General features: G+C 42.3%; 13 protein-coding genes, 1 tRNA gene and 1 pseudogene. 9 read left to right on the plus strand and 6 right to left on the minus strand.

Annotated elements, in window-relative coordinates; genetic code table 11:
* Positions 1-161: 161 nt before the first annotated feature.
* A complete protein-coding gene (locus tag EHO59_RS02105) occupies positions 162-3,005 on the minus strand; it encodes a DEAD/DEAH box helicase (protein ID WP_135584282.1) in 2,844 nt (947 codons plus the stop codon).
* Complete coding sequence (locus tag EHO59_RS02110; protein ID WP_135584284.1) at positions 3,002-3,706, minus strand: 7-carboxy-7-deazaguanine synthase QueE; 705 nt, start codon at positions 3,704-3,706, stop codon at positions 3,002-3,004. The genes EHO59_RS02105 and EHO59_RS02110 overlap by 4 nt, the downstream gene beginning before the upstream one ends.
* Before the next feature lie 225 nt (positions 3,707-3,931).
* Between EHO59_RS02110 and EHO59_RS02115 the strand changes: the two genes are divergently transcribed.
* Positions 3,932-6,529 (plus strand): hybrid sensor histidine kinase/response regulator, encoded by a 2,598-nt coding sequence (locus EHO59_RS02115; protein ID WP_135584286.1) that lies wholly within the window; start codon positions 3,932-3,934, stop codon positions 6,527-6,529.
* 56 nt (positions 6,530-6,585) lie between these two features.
* Positions 6,586-7,899, plus strand: coding sequence for a formylglycine-generating enzyme family protein (locus EHO59_RS02120; protein ID WP_135584288.1), 1,314 nt, complete (start codon positions 6,586-6,588; stop codon positions 7,897-7,899).
* A 3-nt stretch (positions 7,900-7,902) separates the two neighbouring features.
* Here the strand turns inward: EHO59_RS02120 and EHO59_RS02125 are convergent, their stop codons facing one another.
* On the minus strand, positions 7,903-8,700 hold the full coding sequence (locus tag EHO59_RS02125) for an SDR family oxidoreductase (RefSeq protein WP_135584290.1): 798 nt from the start codon (positions 8,698-8,700) through the stop codon (positions 7,903-7,905).
* 115 nt (positions 8,701-8,815) lie between these two features.
* Between EHO59_RS02125 and EHO59_RS02130 the strand changes: the two genes are divergently transcribed.
* From EHO59_RS02130 to EHO59_RS02150, 5 genes are all read left to right on the plus strand, one after another.
* The gene (locus EHO59_RS02130; protein ID WP_135586424.1) at positions 8,816-9,448 is read left to right on the plus strand and encodes a DUF2889 domain-containing protein; all 633 of its coding nucleotides are present in this window, start codon (positions 8,816-8,818) and stop codon (positions 9,446-9,448) included.
* 18 nt (positions 9,449-9,466) lie between these two features.
* Positions 9,467-9,538: transfer RNA gene (locus EHO59_RS02135), tRNA-Thr, on the plus strand.
* 30 nt (positions 9,539-9,568) lie between these two features.
* The gene (locus EHO59_RS02140; protein ID WP_135584292.1) at positions 9,569-10,750 is read left to right on the plus strand and encodes a M23 family metallopeptidase; all 1,182 of its coding nucleotides are present in this window, start codon (positions 9,569-9,571) and stop codon (positions 10,748-10,750) included.
* A gap of 33 nt (positions 10,751-10,783) precedes the next feature.
* Positions 10,784-11,794 carry an AEC family transporter gene (locus tag EHO59_RS02145; RefSeq protein WP_135584294.1) on the plus strand — a complete coding sequence of 337 codons (1,011 nt, stop codon included), beginning with the start codon at positions 10,784-10,786 and terminating at the stop codon, positions 11,792-11,794.
* Entirely contained in the window at positions 11,764-12,864 is a 1,101-nt protein-coding gene (locus EHO59_RS02150) for an ankyrin repeat domain-containing protein (protein ID WP_135584296.1), read from the plus strand. Before EHO59_RS02145 ends, EHO59_RS02150 begins: the two co-directional genes overlap by 31 nt.
* Here the strand turns inward: EHO59_RS02150 and EHO59_RS02155 are convergent.
* On the minus strand, positions 12,861-13,415 hold the full coding sequence (locus EHO59_RS02155; RefSeq protein WP_135584298.1) for an LOG family protein: 555 nt from the start codon (positions 13,413-13,415) through the stop codon (positions 12,861-12,863). The two genes, EHO59_RS02150 and EHO59_RS02155, sit on opposite strands and share 4 nt — an antisense overlap.
* Before the next feature lie 39 nt (positions 13,416-13,454).
* Positions 13,455-14,378 carry a cation diffusion facilitator family transporter gene (locus EHO59_RS02160; RefSeq protein WP_135584300.1) on the minus strand — a complete coding sequence of 308 codons (924 nt, stop codon included), beginning with the start codon at positions 14,376-14,378 and terminating at the stop codon, positions 13,455-13,457.
* A 149-nt stretch (positions 14,379-14,527) separates the two neighbouring features.
* On the opposite strand from EHO59_RS02160, the gene EHO59_RS02165 reads away from it, so the two are divergent.
* Positions 14,528-15,802, plus strand: coding sequence for an LA_2444/LA_4059 family outer membrane protein (locus EHO59_RS02165; protein ID WP_135584302.1), 1,275 nt, complete (start codon positions 14,528-14,530; stop codon positions 15,800-15,802).
* Between the two features lie 50 nt (positions 15,803-15,852).
* Here EHO59_RS02165 and EHO59_RS02170 read toward each other — a convergent pair whose 3' ends face one another.
* On the minus strand, positions 15,853-16,371 hold the full coding sequence (locus EHO59_RS02170; protein ID WP_135584304.1) for a DUF6580 family putative transport protein: 519 nt from the start codon (positions 16,369-16,371) through the stop codon (positions 15,853-15,855).
* A gap of 169 nt (positions 16,372-16,540) precedes the next feature.
* Between EHO59_RS02170 and mazG the strand changes: the two are divergent.
* Positions 16,541-17,374, plus strand: a pseudogene (mazG, locus tag EHO59_RS02175) (nucleoside triphosphate pyrophosphohydrolase); the annotation flags it as partial.
* Between the last annotated feature and the right edge of the window lie 43 nt (positions 17,375-17,417).

The following is a 17,417-nucleotide window of genomic DNA, read 5'->3' on the forward strand; positions in this document are numbered from 1 at the left end:
AAAGAAGTAGTTTAACAAAAGCTTGAGAAGGGGGGCCATGTCCAGCAGGAAAAGACCGAATTAAGGGAGCTGAAAGCGGTTTATCAGGATCAGAGTCCCGCAGTTCTTGGCCCCGAGGAATCGTTAAGAAAGATGGAGTAACAACTGCGGCAAAAGATCAATCAAAGCGCGCTGGGAAAATACGCTTGGAACAACTCGAATCTATGATGAATCTCTTTCCCGACCTTAACCTTTCTGAGCTCTACTTCAAAGTCCTCTTTTACTTTTTGGATCTCGTTTCGAGTACGGTTCATCGCGGATTTCTTTTCAGGCTTTCCTTCCCATTTGAAGGCAGCTTCTTGTCTCATAAATTTCTCTTCTAATTGACGAAGAGTGTTTTGATTGCTGTTCCTGATCTTATATTCTTCTTTTTGGAAGAGATCCTTTGTCTGTTCGTACAGTTCTTTTTTACGATCTTCTAATACTAGCTCTAAGGCTTCACTAGCTTGTATGAACAGTTTCTCGGTTTCTTGAGGAAGAGTTTCTACAGAATGCTCTACGAGAGATTCCCGAACTGTTTCGGGCAGATCTTCTAGAACCTTAGAATTTCCGCTTCTGCGATTCACCTCGACTACAAATAATTCCTTTCGATCCAAAGAGAACTTAAACTCTACAATAAACACGAAATAAATATAATTTCCATTGGATTCGTAGAACCCTAGTTTCCAACCGGAACGATCCTTTAAGAAGGATTGGACCGAATCTTCGATCAATGGATGACCAAAGGCTAAAAATTCCAAACTATCATCTGCGAGAGCTTGTTCGGAATTAAAAGTCGCCTTCTTTCCTTTATAATGATCCCCTTCTAGCTCGTACACTTGATGGCGATTCGTTTTCAGTTTATAGTTCAGTCTCTCCGCATACTTCTTTGTATATCTCACGAAGAAATTTTCTAAGTGTTGGTTTGTATAAGATCTTTCTTGCAAAGTAGTCTTATAGTAATCTTCCAAATTAAAATCGAGTAACTTAGGAGTAACCAAGGAACCTAGTTTTTCGAATCCCTTCTTAGCGATCCTGATCCTTTGATCTATTTCCTCTTCGACTTCCATAAGCTTCTTATTTCCGGTAACGAACTTCATGAAGCTGGAATGAAAATCCAATTCGTCCTCGATCGCTCCCAGCAATTCATCCGAATTTCCTATGGATTCCTCAAAGAGTTTGATCTTATTGGAAAGCACTTCTAAGATCCTTTCCGCAACAGTCTCTTTCGAGGCAAAATTAAAAATGAATACGTTATCCTTTTGTCCGAACCTATGAATTCTTCCGATCCTTTGCTCGATCTTTAAAGGACTCCAAGGAAGATCGTAATTGAAGAGAACGTTTGCGAACTGGAGATTTCGCCCTTCTCCCCCAGCTTCGGTGCAAATCAATATCTCGCTCGTCTTTCTGAACTCGCTAATGGCATCTTCTTTAGCATCCGCGCTAAGAGATCCATGGAACAAAGTAACCTTATACTCCGAAAGTATAGAAGCCAGAAAGTCCTGAGTGCTCCTGAACTGAGTGAATATTATAAATTTAGGATGTCCTTCTTTTTTGAGCTTTGCGATAGTCTCTTTTAATTTCTGGCTTTTGCGATCTTCTTTGATCTTCTTTCCGAGCAGGATCAATCGGTTCAAAGAAAGAAGTTCCCTTCTCAAATTCGCAAGATCAGAAGGAGAAGATTCATCCAGATCGGAAACGAAATCCTCGACTCCTTCCGTCTCATCCAAATCCCATTCTTCCAGTTTATTGCCGACAGCTTGCAGTCTATGCAAACGATTCTCTAACATAAACTTACGTTTAGAAAGTGCGGACAATAGAGCAAATACGGAAGAATCCAACAATTTTTGGAATACGATCATCACGAATCCGATGGCCCGGTTCTGGGTCCGCATCGCGAGATTGTATTCTCTTCTTACATACTCCGTTGTCTCATCATAGAATTGTCTTTCTACTTGAGAGAGTTCTATCTTAACTGTCTTTGCAAATCTCTTAGTAAATCCACCGACTTCTACCTTTCTACGGCGAAGAAGTACCTTTGAGATTTTTTCCTTCAGATCACTTTTATTCCCAAGCACATAGTCATTGATGAAAGTATGATACGGTCCTAAAAGATTCGGATCTACAAGATGAACCAGATAATATAACTCTTCTAATTTTCCTCGGAACGGGGTGGCAGTCAAAAGAAGAAGACATTCACATTTCTTCGCGATCTTCTCCGCAAATAGATAGGCTCTGGTTACTTTATGATAATCTCTTCTAAGTCGATGCGCCTCATCGAAGACAACGATATCCCATTTCGTTTTCAAGATCTCTTCGGCATACTTAGGATTCTTAATAAAATCCACAGAAGTAATTACATGTTTGAAATTCTTCCAATTCTTCTCACCGGAAGCGATAAAATTCCTACGCTTTACTATTTCGAAGTCTTCGTTGAACTTATTCTTTAACTCTTGCTTCCATTGTACCAAAAGAGGAGAAGGAGCTACCACAAGTACCTTCTTGTAACCTCTTCTGAAAATCAGCTCCTTCATTACTAGAGCAGCTTCGATTGTCTTTCCGAGACCGACTTCGTCTGCAAGTATGAATCTCGGACGAAGGGAATTCACTACTACGAAAGTGGATTCAATCTGATGAGGCAATAACCGAGTTCTTGAATTAGATAGGGCAGAGAGTTTATCGTAAGCATGAGAGAGTTTGAGCTCGAAGGCTTGCAGGCTCAGATCCAAAAGATCAGGATCTCCTGCAGATTGAGAAAACGCACTCGGATATGGACCGATGATTTTTAGCTTACTTGAATTTTCAGGTACTATACGCTTTGTCCCTGTCTTCGGAAATACAATCGTTAACTTTTCGGATTGAACGCTTTCAATCTTACCGATCCCTAATTCAGGTTCATCCTTGAGATAACAGGAGTCCCCTCTAAATCCGCCGGCGGATCCAGATTCAAAATCCAGACTAAGTTGTAATGTGGATTCTAGGCTCAAACTCCTCTCTTCTCTCCCCAGATATATTTATGAGTTTGCAGAGACAGACGAAGGTCCGTGCGCCCTTCTTCTTTGAGCCAATCTACTAATGTTTCCGGATGTAACTCTCCGAATACTGGAGAGGCAAGCAGATTTCCTTGGAGTGAAAATCGATCTACAATTTGCAATGTTCTATCAAAATCGGCACGATCGCGAATCACAAATTTGATCTCGTCCAACGGATCCTTTCTATCTCGAATGAATTCTACGTTATCCGCAATCATTCTGCTTTCCATTCCGGAACCAGGAAGTTTATAATCTAAAGTAAAAACCATATCTTCCAAATTACGAATCGATTCCGCTCCGTTCGTTTCCACTCTAACTCTCGTATATATTCCCAAATTTTCTCGCTCACGTTTCAATTCCTTTGCCAAGGATTGAGAGAAAACTCCATTCAAATCTTCTAATGGTTCTCCTCCCGTCAGAAGAACTTGAGTGGGAGTTTTTGAAATAAGATGGATCTCCGCAAGGACCTCGTCCAGATCCATTTCCTTTCCCGCCTTGGAAGAAAGTGCATACGGGGTATCACACCAAAGTTTTCGAGATCCATCCATTCCGCAGCGAAGAGAGCAACCTGCGAACCGGACAAAAATCGTGGGGAGTCCCGTTGAAATACCTTCCCCAGAAACAGAGAGATAAATTTCGTGAACGACTGTTTTCATAATAAGGAAAAGCGCTCCAAGGTACAAGAGTTTTACCGAGCCGATCCGAAGATTCTGTAAAAAACCCTTTGTTAGAATACCAAAATCATTTTTCCCTGAATCTAGTCAAGATACGGCGCTCAAAATAGCGAAAAAAGGTTGTTCAAGTCAGTATAGCATAGTAATAGATTTGAGAGTAAATTTGAAACACTTTCGAATTTTCTTAACCGATAAGAATTCTATCCAATGAAACTTTCCATTTTTGCGAAAATCAGAAATAAAACGCATTTTTTGCAGTGGAAGGTGTTAGTAGGTTTTATCAGCCTCACTTTCCTATTAGTGATCGCGAGTCTGATCAGTTTGTACGGAATACTAGAGCTGAGAGACTCTGGAACCTGGGTAGAGCACACATTTGCAGTTATAGAAGAAGTAGAGCAATGCAAAACGATCACTCGAGAAATGGGGATCGCTCAGGCTTATAATAAAAATCCGGGGCAAGGAAATGCATTTCCTCTTCTTTCTCATTTAAAAAGCGAGATCGGCAATCTTAAGATACTAACTTCTGACAATCAGATCCAGCAGGTACGCACCGACGAGATCCTAAAATTGATCTCGAGTATAGAAACCCGGCCTTGGTCTTTCGAATCTCAAAAGGGAGTCACACTCATAGAGATTTCCGAAGCCCTGAATAATATGCAGGAAGAGGAACTCCGCCTTCTTAATTCACGCAATACAGTAAATACAAGAAAGGGAACTCGAGTTGCTTATTCTCTTTTTATTCTAGTTATACTTTCCTTTATAGTAGTCGGTTACGGTTCTCTTACCGTTCAAAAGGACATCAAAGAAAAGAGAAGGATCACTGATCGGTTGATAGAGAGTGAGTCTCGCCTCCTATCGATTCTAGACAATCTTCCCTCTGCATTTGCCATGATGGATCTCGAAGGGAGAGTTTTATTCCATAACCAAGTCTTTGCGAACCGCTTTCTCTATTTAAAAGAAAAGAGAAATAATACAGGGCTTATCTCCTTATTCGGAGAAGAAAAAGGCAACGACGTCAAACGAATGATCATGAAGTCCTTGGACAAATCAGGGACTGTGGATTTCGAATTAGACTTAGAGACCGATGAGGAGAGCGAAAGAACTTTCTATTGCGTCATCGTTCCACTTGTGGATTTAGAAGGAGAGGTTTACTCTGTCTGCGGATTATTCACCGATATCACTGTCCGAAAAAACTACGAGCAAGATCTGAAAAAAGCCAAAGAAGAAGCTGAGAAGGCAAACCGAGCCAAGTCGGACTTCCTTGCAATGATGAGCCACGAGATCCGCACTCCTATGAACGGAGTAATCGGTATGACCGAACTTCTGATAGATTCCAAACTTTCTCCTGAACAAAAGGAGTACGCTGAGATCATTCAAAAAAGCGGTGAAAGTCTTTTAAGTATTATCAATGATATTTTAGATTATTCTAAAATAGAATCAGGAACCCTAAGTCTAGAAATACGCGAATTTTCCCTCCTCGAAATTATCGAAGAGGTTCTGGATCTATTCCGCTCAAGAGCCGCACAAAAACAGATCGATTTGGTCCATTATTTGGATCCGAATGTTCCGGAACAGATCTCTTGCGACAGCCTCAGACTCAAACAGATCCTGATCAATCTAATCGGAAATTCGATCAAGTTCACCGAGCAAGGCGAGATCTTTCTCTCTGCAGAAGTCTCAAAGCAAGAAGGATCTTTATATACCATCCTCTTCTCCGTAAGAGATTCGGGAATTGGAATACCTAAAGAAAAGCAAAGAGAATTATTTCAGCCATTTTATCAGGCAGACAATTCTTCCACTCGCAAATATGGAGGGACTGGACTTGGACTCTCCATCTCTTCTCGCCTGATAGAAATGATGGGTGGCCGCATTTGGGTAGAAAGCGTTCCTAATTCCGGCACAACCTTCTCCTTTGATATCATGGTAGAAGGAACTAACAAGGCACCTGCAAAAGAAGACTTCTCTCATCCTGCTTTAGAAAATAAAAAAGTACTGATCGTAGATGATAATCCTACGAACTTAAGGATCCTCGCTCATCAACTTCAGATATTGGGATTGATCACTTTTTCTGCCAAATCCAAAGAAGATGCGATGAACTTATTGGATCTCGGGATTCTCCCCGATATAGGAATTCTAGATTATAATATTCCTCACAGTAGCGGCATCGATATTGCAAAGGCGATCCGAAAGAATAACCTTCATTTTCCTCTAGTACTTCTTTCTTCTTCTTTCTTATCTCAGGAAGAAAAAGAGATCGCGAACGAATTGTTTTCAGAAGAGCTGAATAAACCGGTAAAGAAAAAAGATATAGAAAGAGTCGTATACGAAATCCTAGCAAACGAAGGAAACAAGTCCAAAGCAAATACACAGGCTTCTTATCTTGCCAGTCAAAGAGAGATCCTAAGTTCCCAATTTCCTTTTAAGATCATGATCGCGGAAGACAACGAGATCAATCAAACTCTTGCGAAACGGATCATTCAGAAGTTGGGCTATGAGCCTTATATCGTTCCAAACGGAAAGGAAGCTTTGATCGAACTCAGAGATAAGAAAATCGATCTAATCCTGATGGATGTTCATATGCCGGAGATGGACGGACTCCAAGCCACTCAAGTGATCCGAAACACTTGGCCGATAGAAAGCCAGCCCTATATTATCGCAATGACCGCGGCAGCAATGCAGGGAGATCGGGATCTTTGTCTAAGAGCAGGGATGAATGATTATATCTCCAAGCCGATCGTGTTCGAAGACTTGATCCATGTATTGAGAAAGGCCGGGAACGCTCTCTTTCCCAAGTCCAAGGCATAAAAAGCTAGAAAAATCCCCGACTCTGCCGATCTTTGAAAAGAGGAATCGTGCCCAAAATGTCCCGTGCTAAGTTCTTAACTGCAATCGCTCTTTTACTGATCGTATTTTATTCGGAAGAAAGAACGGGACAAGAGAAAGAAGAAGGCTCTTCGGATTCTCGCAAGACCATCCTATGGACTGGAGAGGTCTTATCGGTTTATAGAAATAAAGGAAAAGCCAAGATCAAAATAGATAGGAACTCCTACTTTTCAGAAAGAAGAGAAGAAGAGATCAAAGGCATACTCACCGAAAAAAATACTCTTCCACTTTTTAGAAAACCTAAGATGGAAGAAATCGGTTCCTTTCAGATCGAGAACATAGAAGTTGAATTCGGAAAAATAGGAAAACTTACCAAACCGATTTCCATAGAACTCAGAGGAAGTTTCTCTTTAGCAGAAGGCCGTCCAGCAAGACTAGTCAATGTAGGACTATTGATCGGAGCGTACGGCCAAGAAACCTTCTACCAAGATCCCGCAAGTTTCGATTCTGCAGATGTAACTAGAAACCGTTTGGTAAAAGCAATACTCCATCCCAAAGACGGAAAGGAAATGGTGCTTGTTCATTCCGGATACGAAATTGATGGAAAGATCTTATACGAACACATGGGTTACTTTCTCTACGGACAAGGAACAGAATCTTCTGAGGACAGCTATAATCCGAAATTCGGGGCACCGGACAGAAGTAATTTAGAGGAATTGCCTTCCTTCTATATAGATAAGTATGAAGTCACTAACAAAGAATATAATAAATTTTTAAAGGAAACTGGAAATCCTCCTCCTCCTCATTGGGAGAATGGAATCTTTCCTCGAGGAAAGGAATATCATCCGGTCACCAATCTTACCTACAGAGAAGTGGAAACCTATGCGAATTGGTCGGGCAAAAAAGTTCCCACTGAATTTCAATGGGAGAAGGCCGCAAGAGGTACCGGTCTTGTCTGGAGACTTCTGAAGAACGAAAGCTACGAATTTGTTTCTCAGCCAAGGGATTATCCCTATGGCAACGACTTCGATACGGAACTTTGCAACACCAGAGAAAGCGGTAGAAAAGGAACCTTATCCGTTTATGAACTTCCTACAAAAAGCCAAAGCCCTTATGGAGCTGTTGGAATGTGCGGGAACGTGGCGGAATGGACTAGCTCCTCTTATCTTCCTTATCCAGGGCATAGACCTATCAGTGGAAGATACGGAAAACATCTAAGAGTGATCCGAGGTGGATCTTATTCCGGAAACAAGGAAGAAGCTAAAACGTTTCATAGGGATTTTGGCGGCATTCCAAATCTTCTGAACGATCGCAAGGCAGGCTTCCGTTTGATCACGGAAGTGAAGAATTAAGATCTAGGTCACCCTACTCTTCAATAAAAATTTATCCAAGGTCTTAGGAGAAAAGCGACTTAAGAAGAGTCCGAACTTTTCCTTTAAGCGAGAAGGATAGATTTCTCTCTTTTTCTTTTCCATTCCTTTTAAGACGGACTTTGCGATCTTGTCCGGCTCCAAACCTTTCCTTTGGCCCTCGTCCATGATCCCATGAGGTGAACCGTCTCCAGACAATGCCTTGATGGAAATATCAGTCTTTACGAATCCGGGAGAAACTGTCATAACGTGGATTCCGGATTTAAAATTCTCTAAGCGAATGCTGTCCATAAACGCCTGGATTGCATGTTTGCTTGCTGCATAACCGGATCTGTATTGAGTCGCAAACTTTCCTTGCACAGAAGAGATCGCGATCACATGTCCCTCACTCTGTCTCAGATCTTCTTCTAAGAGTCTATATAAGATCACGAGAGGAAAATAATTCGTGTCCATGATAGTACGAAAAACCTTGAGTTCCGTTTCAGAAGCGAGAGCTCTCATAGAGACTCCTGCATTATGAATAAAGCCGTCGATTCTCTTGAACTTCTTTCTAAATTCTTCCACAACTTTCTTTAGTTCGGATTCAGAAGTAACATCCGCTTGCAATACTAGAATTCTATCCGGATTTCCTACGGAGGCTTTCAACTCCTTAAGGGCTTCTTTTCTTCTTGCGACTACGCCTATAAAGGCTCCTTCTCTTTCCAAAGCGATCGCGAGCGCTCTTCCTATTCCTGAACTCGCGCCTGTTACTAAAAATACTTTGTCTTGAAAAAATGAACCCATGCCCAAAATCCGCGGAGTAGGTAGTAGAATAGGTAAGAATCCTAAAAAAGCAAATCAAATCGAAGGAAAATCCTTTCAGGTAAATATCTCAGAGAAAAAAAGGACAAGAGGCGCCATGGCACTTTCCCAACTTAAACAAAAGATTCGATTCAAAGACTGCGGCTTCCAACGTAGATACGAAAGCAGATACTATTGGTTTCCAGAAGAAAGTCCTCCAACCTGTTTGATAGAAGTCAGCCAAAGAGATTCCTATCATGACATGACTCTGTATATGTTAATCAATCTCGCAACGATGAAGATCTCCGACATAGATGTAGAAGAGGATCGCGTTCCTTACGAAACCTGTCCGAACGCCATTAAGTCATATTCTTATTTGATAGGAGAAGATATTTCTTATAATAAGATTATGCGTAAATTTCCTGAAGACAAAACAATGGGTTGTCTTCATATCAACGAGCTCTTGCAGAATGCGGCTCAGAGTTTTTCTTCTGCGTATGCATTTTTTCTTAAAGAAAGAAATTTCCCGCCTGAGTGGGACGAATATAGAATGTACCAAGGAACAATGGATGCGAAGTCCAGAAGAGAGATCGGTAGACATTGGTGGATGAAGGACAAGGGAGTTCGTAATTCCTGTTTCAGTTTCTCCGACAGGCATGAAGTCTCCGAGGTCAAGGATCAGGTGAAACCTCTTGACAGCATCACTGCAATGATGGTAAAAGAATTCCGAAGCGCTCGCAGCGATAAATAGTTCTCTGCCGGTTTTTATGCCCGCTTAGCTCAGGGGTAGAGCATTTCCCTCGTAATGAAAAGGTCGCCGGTTCAATTCCGGCAGCGGGCTTTCGTCCTTTTCGTCTAATCAGAATCCGATATGATGAGACTCTTTTTACTTCTTCTCTTCTTAGCGACTCTTCCGCTTCTATCAGAATCGGAGCCGAATTGCGACCGCAAGAATGTATGTTCCTGGGTAGAAACAGGAGAATCCGAATCAGCAGTATATTTGCAAGCCAAGTCCCTTCCTCCCGAAACTCATATCACAGTGTTCACTAGTATCGAAGGAACTGGAGTGGAGAGCATTCCCCCAACTCCTAAATCTTTTGTTCTGAACGGAAATGAAAAAACGAAAGTATTACTCTTAAAGAAGAAAGAAGGAGCAGATCCTTCTTCTGTTGTTCAAGTATTGACTGTAGCTTATTACGGAAAACTAGGCGCAGTTCACGATGACTCTTATGCATACACTCTTCCTTTCGATGGAAAATCTTGGATCTCTACAGGCTACAATAGCGGGGCAGAACATAGAGGAGATGCTGCCAATTCTCTGGACTTCGTATTAACCGAAGGAACTCCGATTTTAGCCGCAAGAGAAGGTACCGTAGTAGAAGCTGAGGACAAATTTACGGTGGGAATGAAAGACCCCACTCTCATAGACAAGGCCAATCATATCATCATAGAACATTCGGATGGAACAGTTGCAATCTACGGACATCTCAAACCAGAAGGAGTGATCGTAAAGACCGGAGATAAAGTAATTGCCGGACAACGCATCGGCTATTCGGGAAACACAGGCTATAGTACCGGCCCTCATTTGCATTTCGAAGTCTATCGACCGGAAGAGAATCGTAGAAAGAAAACCTTTCCTACCTTATTCGTAACGGAAACAGGTGAGAAAGAATATCTAAGCGAAGAAAATGCATACTGGAATCCTGATGGAAAAAGATTCCAAGGCTTTCCGATCACAAATTTAGAAGAGACATGTCTTGGGACGCTTCCTCCCGAAAAGGACAAGGAACCGATCTGCAGCGAAAACATTATCGCTAAGAAGCCTTTTTATCTTACCATGCCGATTTACAAGGCTGGGCCTTATCTACTTAGAGCGGAGTTCATTCTGATCAAAACCCAAAAGGTGATCTTAAATTTCCAGGAGAAGATTCCGGCGGGCATCACTTCGATCGCTTGGAGAATTCCTGCTCAAACCAAATCGGGAAAATACAAAGTAAAATTCTACCTGGATGAAAAGGAGCTAGGTGAAAAGAATTTTCAAATGCTTCCTTGACCGGAGAGAGCTTTCTAATACGAAAGATCTTGTATGTCTAATTTTCTAGTCATCGGATTTTGTTTTTTATTCGGAATCCTAATCCGATCGAAAGGAAAATTCCCTCCAGACTCTCATAAGGCAATCAACGCATTCATCATCTCTGTCGCCTTGCCCTGCATGGAATTCGGGCCGTTGCGTCACGCATCACTGGACGGATATTTTATCAGTCTAGCTTTCATGCCTTGGTTCCTTTTCGGAGTCGGATTCATATTCTTTTATTCCATCGGAAAATCCATGGGCTGGAAAGAAGGCACCATCGTTTGTCTTTGTCTTTCTGCGGGACTCGGAAATACTTCTTTCTTAGGAATTCCTCTGATCGAGTCCTATTACTCTAAGGAAGGATTGCCTACGGTACTCGTAATCGATCAGCTCGGAACCTTCTTAACTCTTGCCATACCAGGAACATACTTGGGCACGAGAGCGAGACATCTTCACTCAGGAGAAGCAAAGACTTCTCTTCTAAAGAGTCTATTCAGTTTTCCACCATTCCTTGGATTGATCATTTCTGTTTTAAGTCGTCCGATCGAGCTTCCCAATGAATTAGAATCTTCGATCGCAAGAATAGGAGACACACTTGTTCCCTTGGCGCTTTTTTCTGTCGGATACCAACTGCCAGGAACATTCCAAGTCAATTCCAGCTCAGCAAATGCCGAAAATCCCAAAGAAGAATGGAAGGCACCTTTGATCGTCGGATTGATCTTTAAGTTGTTTATAGGTCCGGCACTTGTATGGCTTTTCTTTGGAATATTCTTTTACTTTTCTAAACCAGCCGACCAAGAAGTTGCAAAGAACCTGCTCCGAGATTTTAAAATTCTAATCATGGAAGCGGGAATGGCTCCCATGATCACGGGAAGTCTTTTAGCAGCGGAATGGGGATTGGCTCCGAGACTTGCGGTTTCCTTAGTTGGAATTGGAATACCGCTTTCTTTTCTGACGACCTTGGGATTGTATTGCCTCCTGGAGAATCGAGCGTGGACTGGAACGATCTTTTTCGGGCTGTAAAGACAGGAAATAACGGAACCCTTCGCGCTCTTTTATCAGAGGCATCCGCTAAGGACGGCTTCGCGGAAGAATTTCCGGAGCTAAGAGATTCCTATGGTTGTGGTCTTTTGTACTGGGCCATTAAAGAAGGAAATAAGGAAGCTACAAATCTTCTAGTCGAATACGGTTCCGATCCGAATGAAACAAGCTCTCGAGGAGAGACAGCTTTGCTTCTCGCACTGGAATCCGAAAATCCAGAACTCACAACGATTCTATTAGATTACGGAGCTGATCCTGAGCTAAGGGATCAAGATGGAAATACTCCTCTTACAAGAGCAGTCAGCTCGGGCAAAATTGAACTCGTAGAAATTCTTTTCGATCTTCCGAACCGTGGACCGGATATAGAGTCCAGAAATGGAGAAGGATATTCTCCCCTATTACTCGCAGTCGATCTTGGTCACTATGAGATTGCAGAATATTTAGTCGGAAAGGGCGCCGATCCTAAAAAGAAAAACTCAGAAGGAAGGACCATTCTTCATTTAACCGCACTTCATAACGATTATGAGATCCTGGATCTGTTCTCTGAAAACAAAGAAGTCCGCTCTCTTCTCGAGTCCAAAGACCAAGACGGAAATACTCCTCTTCTTCTCTCTGCGTTATACGATAGCGTGGAATGTTTGGACAGACTTCTGAATTTGGGTGCCGATCCTTTGGCAAGGAATCTGGGCGGAAAGACCGCGAAAGAAGAAGCTCATCGGATGAAGTTCCATCATACCTTGAAGACGATAGACAAGGCCACGATCACTCTCTTATTCAGAGCTTCTTCGGAAGGTAAAACGGATACTGTCGAAAAGATCCTGAGCAACGGATACGAGGCAGAAGTCCGCGATATGTTAGGACGCACACCTCTCCTTCTCGCAGTTAAATCGGGAAAAACGGATCTAGTGGAACTCTTGGTAAAGAATGGCGCCTCTCCTTATTCGACAGATAAGGAAGGTAACTCTCCATTAGCGTTGGCGGAAGCATCTGAAAGTCCGGCATTGCACCAGATCTTTAAGCCCTTCTTAAATCCGGAAGAAGGAAAGCCTTAAATTAATCTAGTTCTCTTTAAGATCTTTTCTAAAAGATTTTCTGGATCGGCGCTTACTTCTATCCAATCTCTGGTTTGAGAATCCAGAAAACCTTCTTGCACCATGTGATCTAACTGCTTCAAGAGAGGATCGAAGAACCCGTTTACATTCAATAATCCGATCGGTTTGGAAAGTACTCCTAGTTGATTCCAGGAAGTTACCTCGACCAATTCTTCTAACGTGCCAATCCCGCCTGGCAAAGCGATGAATGCTACTGACTTTTCATACATGAGCAGCTTTCTCTCATGCATAGTAGGAACCAAGATCAGCTCGGTGATCTTCTTATGAGCGATTTCTTTTTGAGAGAGAAATTCGGGCAAGACACCGATTACGGTTCCTCCCTTTTCCAAAACGGAATCAGCAACGGCTCCCATAAGACCGGAAGTTGCTCCTCCGTACACCAAGCCCAATCCTTCAGAGGCCATGAGATGGCCTAGAAATTCTGCGGCTTGCAAATAGCGAGGATCAGTACCGGGACGAGAACCGCAGAATACACAGATGGCTGGTTTCATTGTAAGTCAGGATCGTTCTTGGAGAGAGCTTGGCAACGATTAATAAAATTGAGGACTTTGTTTGTCCAGCAAGGTTCGAGTTGAACCTTCGACATCTACGGGATCCGGATGGATTAGGATCTCGGTATATGGAAATTCTTCCTTCATTTCATCCATAATGGATTCTAAGATCTTATGGACTTCTTCCAAAGTATAGGTCTTCGGGAATTCCAGATGAAACTCTAAGAATTTTCTTTCGCCAGCAGAACGCGCTCTCAAATCATGATAGCCCAAAACCCGCGGATGATGTTCCGAAATAATTCTCAGGATCGTTTCTCTGTAATCATCAGAAAAATCCCGATCCATCAGAATGTTTAGGCTCTTCTTGAAAACTTTTAAGAAACCAGAAAGCAAGTAGAGAGCGATGAATCCCCCGATCAACGGGTCCAACCAAGTCCAGCCGGTATAAAACTCGATCCCTAAGGAAAGAAGGATCAGAAAATTGCTGAGCAGGTCGGAAAGATAATGGAGACTGTCTGCTTCGATCAAAACAGAATTTGTTCTCTTGATCACTGTCCGTTGATATAGCACCAATATCCCAGTCAAGATCATAGAGATGGTCATCACAAAAACAGAAGAAAGTTCCGGTTGAAAAGAATGAGATCCTAATCCGGAAACGAATGACTGGTAAAAAAGCCAAATACAAGAAGCGGTAAAGATGATGGATTGAAAGAGTCCGGCTATTGCTTCCGCTTTTCCGTGACCATATCTATGTTCCGAATCAGGAGGTTGGGCAGAAATATAGAGAGCATAAAAATTGATCGAAGAACTTAGGAAATCCAAACAGGAATCCAAACCGGAAGCGATCACCGCCATAGAGCCCTGGGACAAACCTACCCAAAGTTTAGTCCCGGCCAGAACAGAAGCAAAAAGCACCGAAACAAATCCGGCCGTGATCTTGGATTTAGAAGTACCGGAACTCATACTCTAAATGTTTCTTTTTGCACGATTCCTTCCTCCCTTTTTTTATCCGATGACAAAAAAGAATTAGGCCTTGCGTCTAAGATCCTTAGACTTTGCGCTTACTCTGCGATCTACCAAATTGCATTTCTTAAAATAAGGACTAGATTTCCATGAGGTTGATTTTGAATACGTTTCTCAGATCTTTTCTTTTCTGCTTTCTCTTAGTCGGTTTCTCGCTTGCGTCCTCTCTTTCTGCCCAAGCTGTAAATCCCAAGCTCCCGGATCCGGATGCTCTCGAGAGAGAAGCAGATGATCTGGATTACCAAGCAAGAACTACCCAAAATCCCGCAGAAAGTAGAAGGCTGAGCCAACAAGCAGATGCGAAACGTAAACTTGCAGTGGATACTCGTAACGAGATGCATGATCGAGAATTAGAAAAGCCTTATAATAAACCGACTCTTGAACTGCAATGGAACGCGATGCAATCGACTTGGGAATCCGAAGCATTAGCTAGAAATAAAAACTTAGGAGTAAACACATATAACGCTCTTCTCAATCAAGCAGGAGCATATCAAGCTGCGAAAACAAACGCAGCAGGTTTAGGCCTAAACCCGAATCTATTAAACGATAACTTGACCACTTATTCGAGCCCACAAGGAAATACTAAGACCGCATTTCCGATCAGGGCCACCTATTTGAATACCGCAAAGACATTCGGGATCGAATTCAATTATTTAGATGTTAGAATGAAACCTTCTTATACTACATTCGATGTGGCTTCTTCTCTCTCTTCGGCGGCACCTATACAATTTCATTCGGTAGAATACAGAAGATTAGATTACTCTCTTAACTTTGCCTGGTATGTGATTACAGGAACGGGAAGGATAGGACTTGCGGCGGGAGCAAGAAACTTAGATATCTATTCTAAGGAATATGGAAACATTCCGGGAAACTACGGCTTCGGAAGTTCGGAAGAAAAAGCCGGTGGCTTGGGTCCTCAGATCGGGATCCGTCTCTTTAAGAATTTTAGCGCGAGTTTGATCGGTCATTTCCGTGCAGACTACTTTCGTACATTAGGACATTATAATAGAACTACCCAAGGCGTGCTATCTGGAGTAAGTGGACCTTATATTTTAGATACTGCCTCCATGGGAGGAATAAAAGCGAATCTAATCAGTCGAACAGGATACGAAATAGATACAGGAATTTCCTTTATGAGAAGCCGCTGGTTAAAGTATACCTTCGGATTTCAATTTACCGAATTGGCATCCAAGATCTCAGGCTATAACTATAACCCTACCGTATTCCCAGGTGCACCGGGAGATCCGCTCTTTTTAAATCAGGTTTCTAAACCTCTAGATCAATTCTCTTCCGGTTCCGCATTGGGAAAGGAAGTACATGATAAATTCTACGGATTTTATTTTGGATTATCTTTGATTATTTGAAGAAGAGAGAGATATTCCGCCCCATCTCAAAATGGAGCGGAATTAAGAAATTAAGCCGCTTGAGAAGCGGGAACCAATCCGGTTCTTTCGAGCAGGTAGTAAGCTCCGAATAGAGAAGAGATATAAACTGCATCGCCAAAAAGTCCGTATTGGAAGAATGGGATCGCAGCTACATAACATTCTACTAAGCCTGCGCAATCAAGACTATACATTCCTGAGGTTAACCATACAAAGAAGTTAGTGATCACGAAGAAGGAAACAGATCCTGCTAGTCCAGTGATCGCCAAGCTTCCAACGGAAACTCGGTTCTTCAGATAGATTCCTACAAGAGCGAAAACTACGAAGAATCCGTAGATTACAGGCATCAAGGAATGATAACCGATGAATAGATCGCTAATCAGCATAATTCCCAATGGAAGGGTAAGAGCTAACCAACGATTAGATAGATAAACTCCCCCGAATAAAGAAACTGCTAAGACTGGGGTGAAGTTAGGCAAATGAGGAAGAAAACGACTTACGATCGCAATTAACATCAATGCTAAGGCTACAAAGTTTCTGGATAGTGCCATGTTCTTTCTGGAATCCTTTTCCCGAATTGTATCACGAAAGCCTGATCATGCAATGCTTTCGTTAGGAATCGGGATTTTCGGATAGACTGGAGGGATAAATCCAAGCGTCAATCTTCATTTCCGGGAAAAAGGCTGGGAATTCAAACTTGGTCCGCAAGCCTAGTCCTTAATGAAATCTCCCGATCCGAAAGATTATCCCAGCTACTTGGCCTTTCTCCAAGACATAACATCCAAGCTAAGAAGTCCGGAAGGTTGTCCTTGGGACAGAGAGCAAACTCATCTTACTCTCGTACCTTACTTAATCGAAGAATCACAAGAAGTAGTAGAGGCTCTGTTAAAGCAAGATGACGAGCATAGCAAAGAGGAATTGGGAGATCTTCTCTTTCAAGTAGTGTTGCATGCGCAGATCGCATCAGAGAGAGGCGCCTTTGGATTGGAAGATATAGCCAAGGATGTAGCTGAAAAACTTGTGCTTAGGCATCCTCATGTTTTCGATCCTGAGACTTCTCAGATTTCTTCTGCGGATGAAGTGGTCGCGAACTGGGACAGCTTCAAGGAGAAAGAGAAAGAGCTTAGACAAAAGAAGAAAGAAGTTCCGAAGTCTCTTCTCTCCGGTGTACCAGAAACCTTTCCTTCTCTTCTCAAAGCGGAGAAGTTTCAGAAGAAGGCGGCAAAGGCAGGCTTCGATTGGGAAAACATCCAAGGAGTAGAAGAGAAACTTACAGAAGAACTGAATGAGTTCTTAGCCGAATTGAAATCGGTCGAAGATCCTTCCTCCAATCAAGTACGTATTGAAGAAGAATTAGGAGACCTTCTTTTTACAATCGTCAATCTTGCAAGAAGACTAGGCATCTCTTCCGAATCAGCACTCACTCGTGCCAATGCAAAATTTAAGAATAGGATCGAATATATAGAAGCGAAGCTCACTCGCTCCGATCGAAAATTTTCCGAAACCCCTTTATCCGAATTAGACTCACTCTGGAATGAAGCAAAGAATTCTCAGAACAAAGCTCCTCTCAGCATTTTAGAACAAAAAGAAAAGTCCG

It is taken from the genome of Leptospira semungkisensis (assembly GCF_004770055.1).
Taxonomy (GTDB): Bacteria; Spirochaetota; Leptospiria; order Leptospirales; family Leptospiraceae; genus Leptospira_B; species Leptospira_B semungkisensis.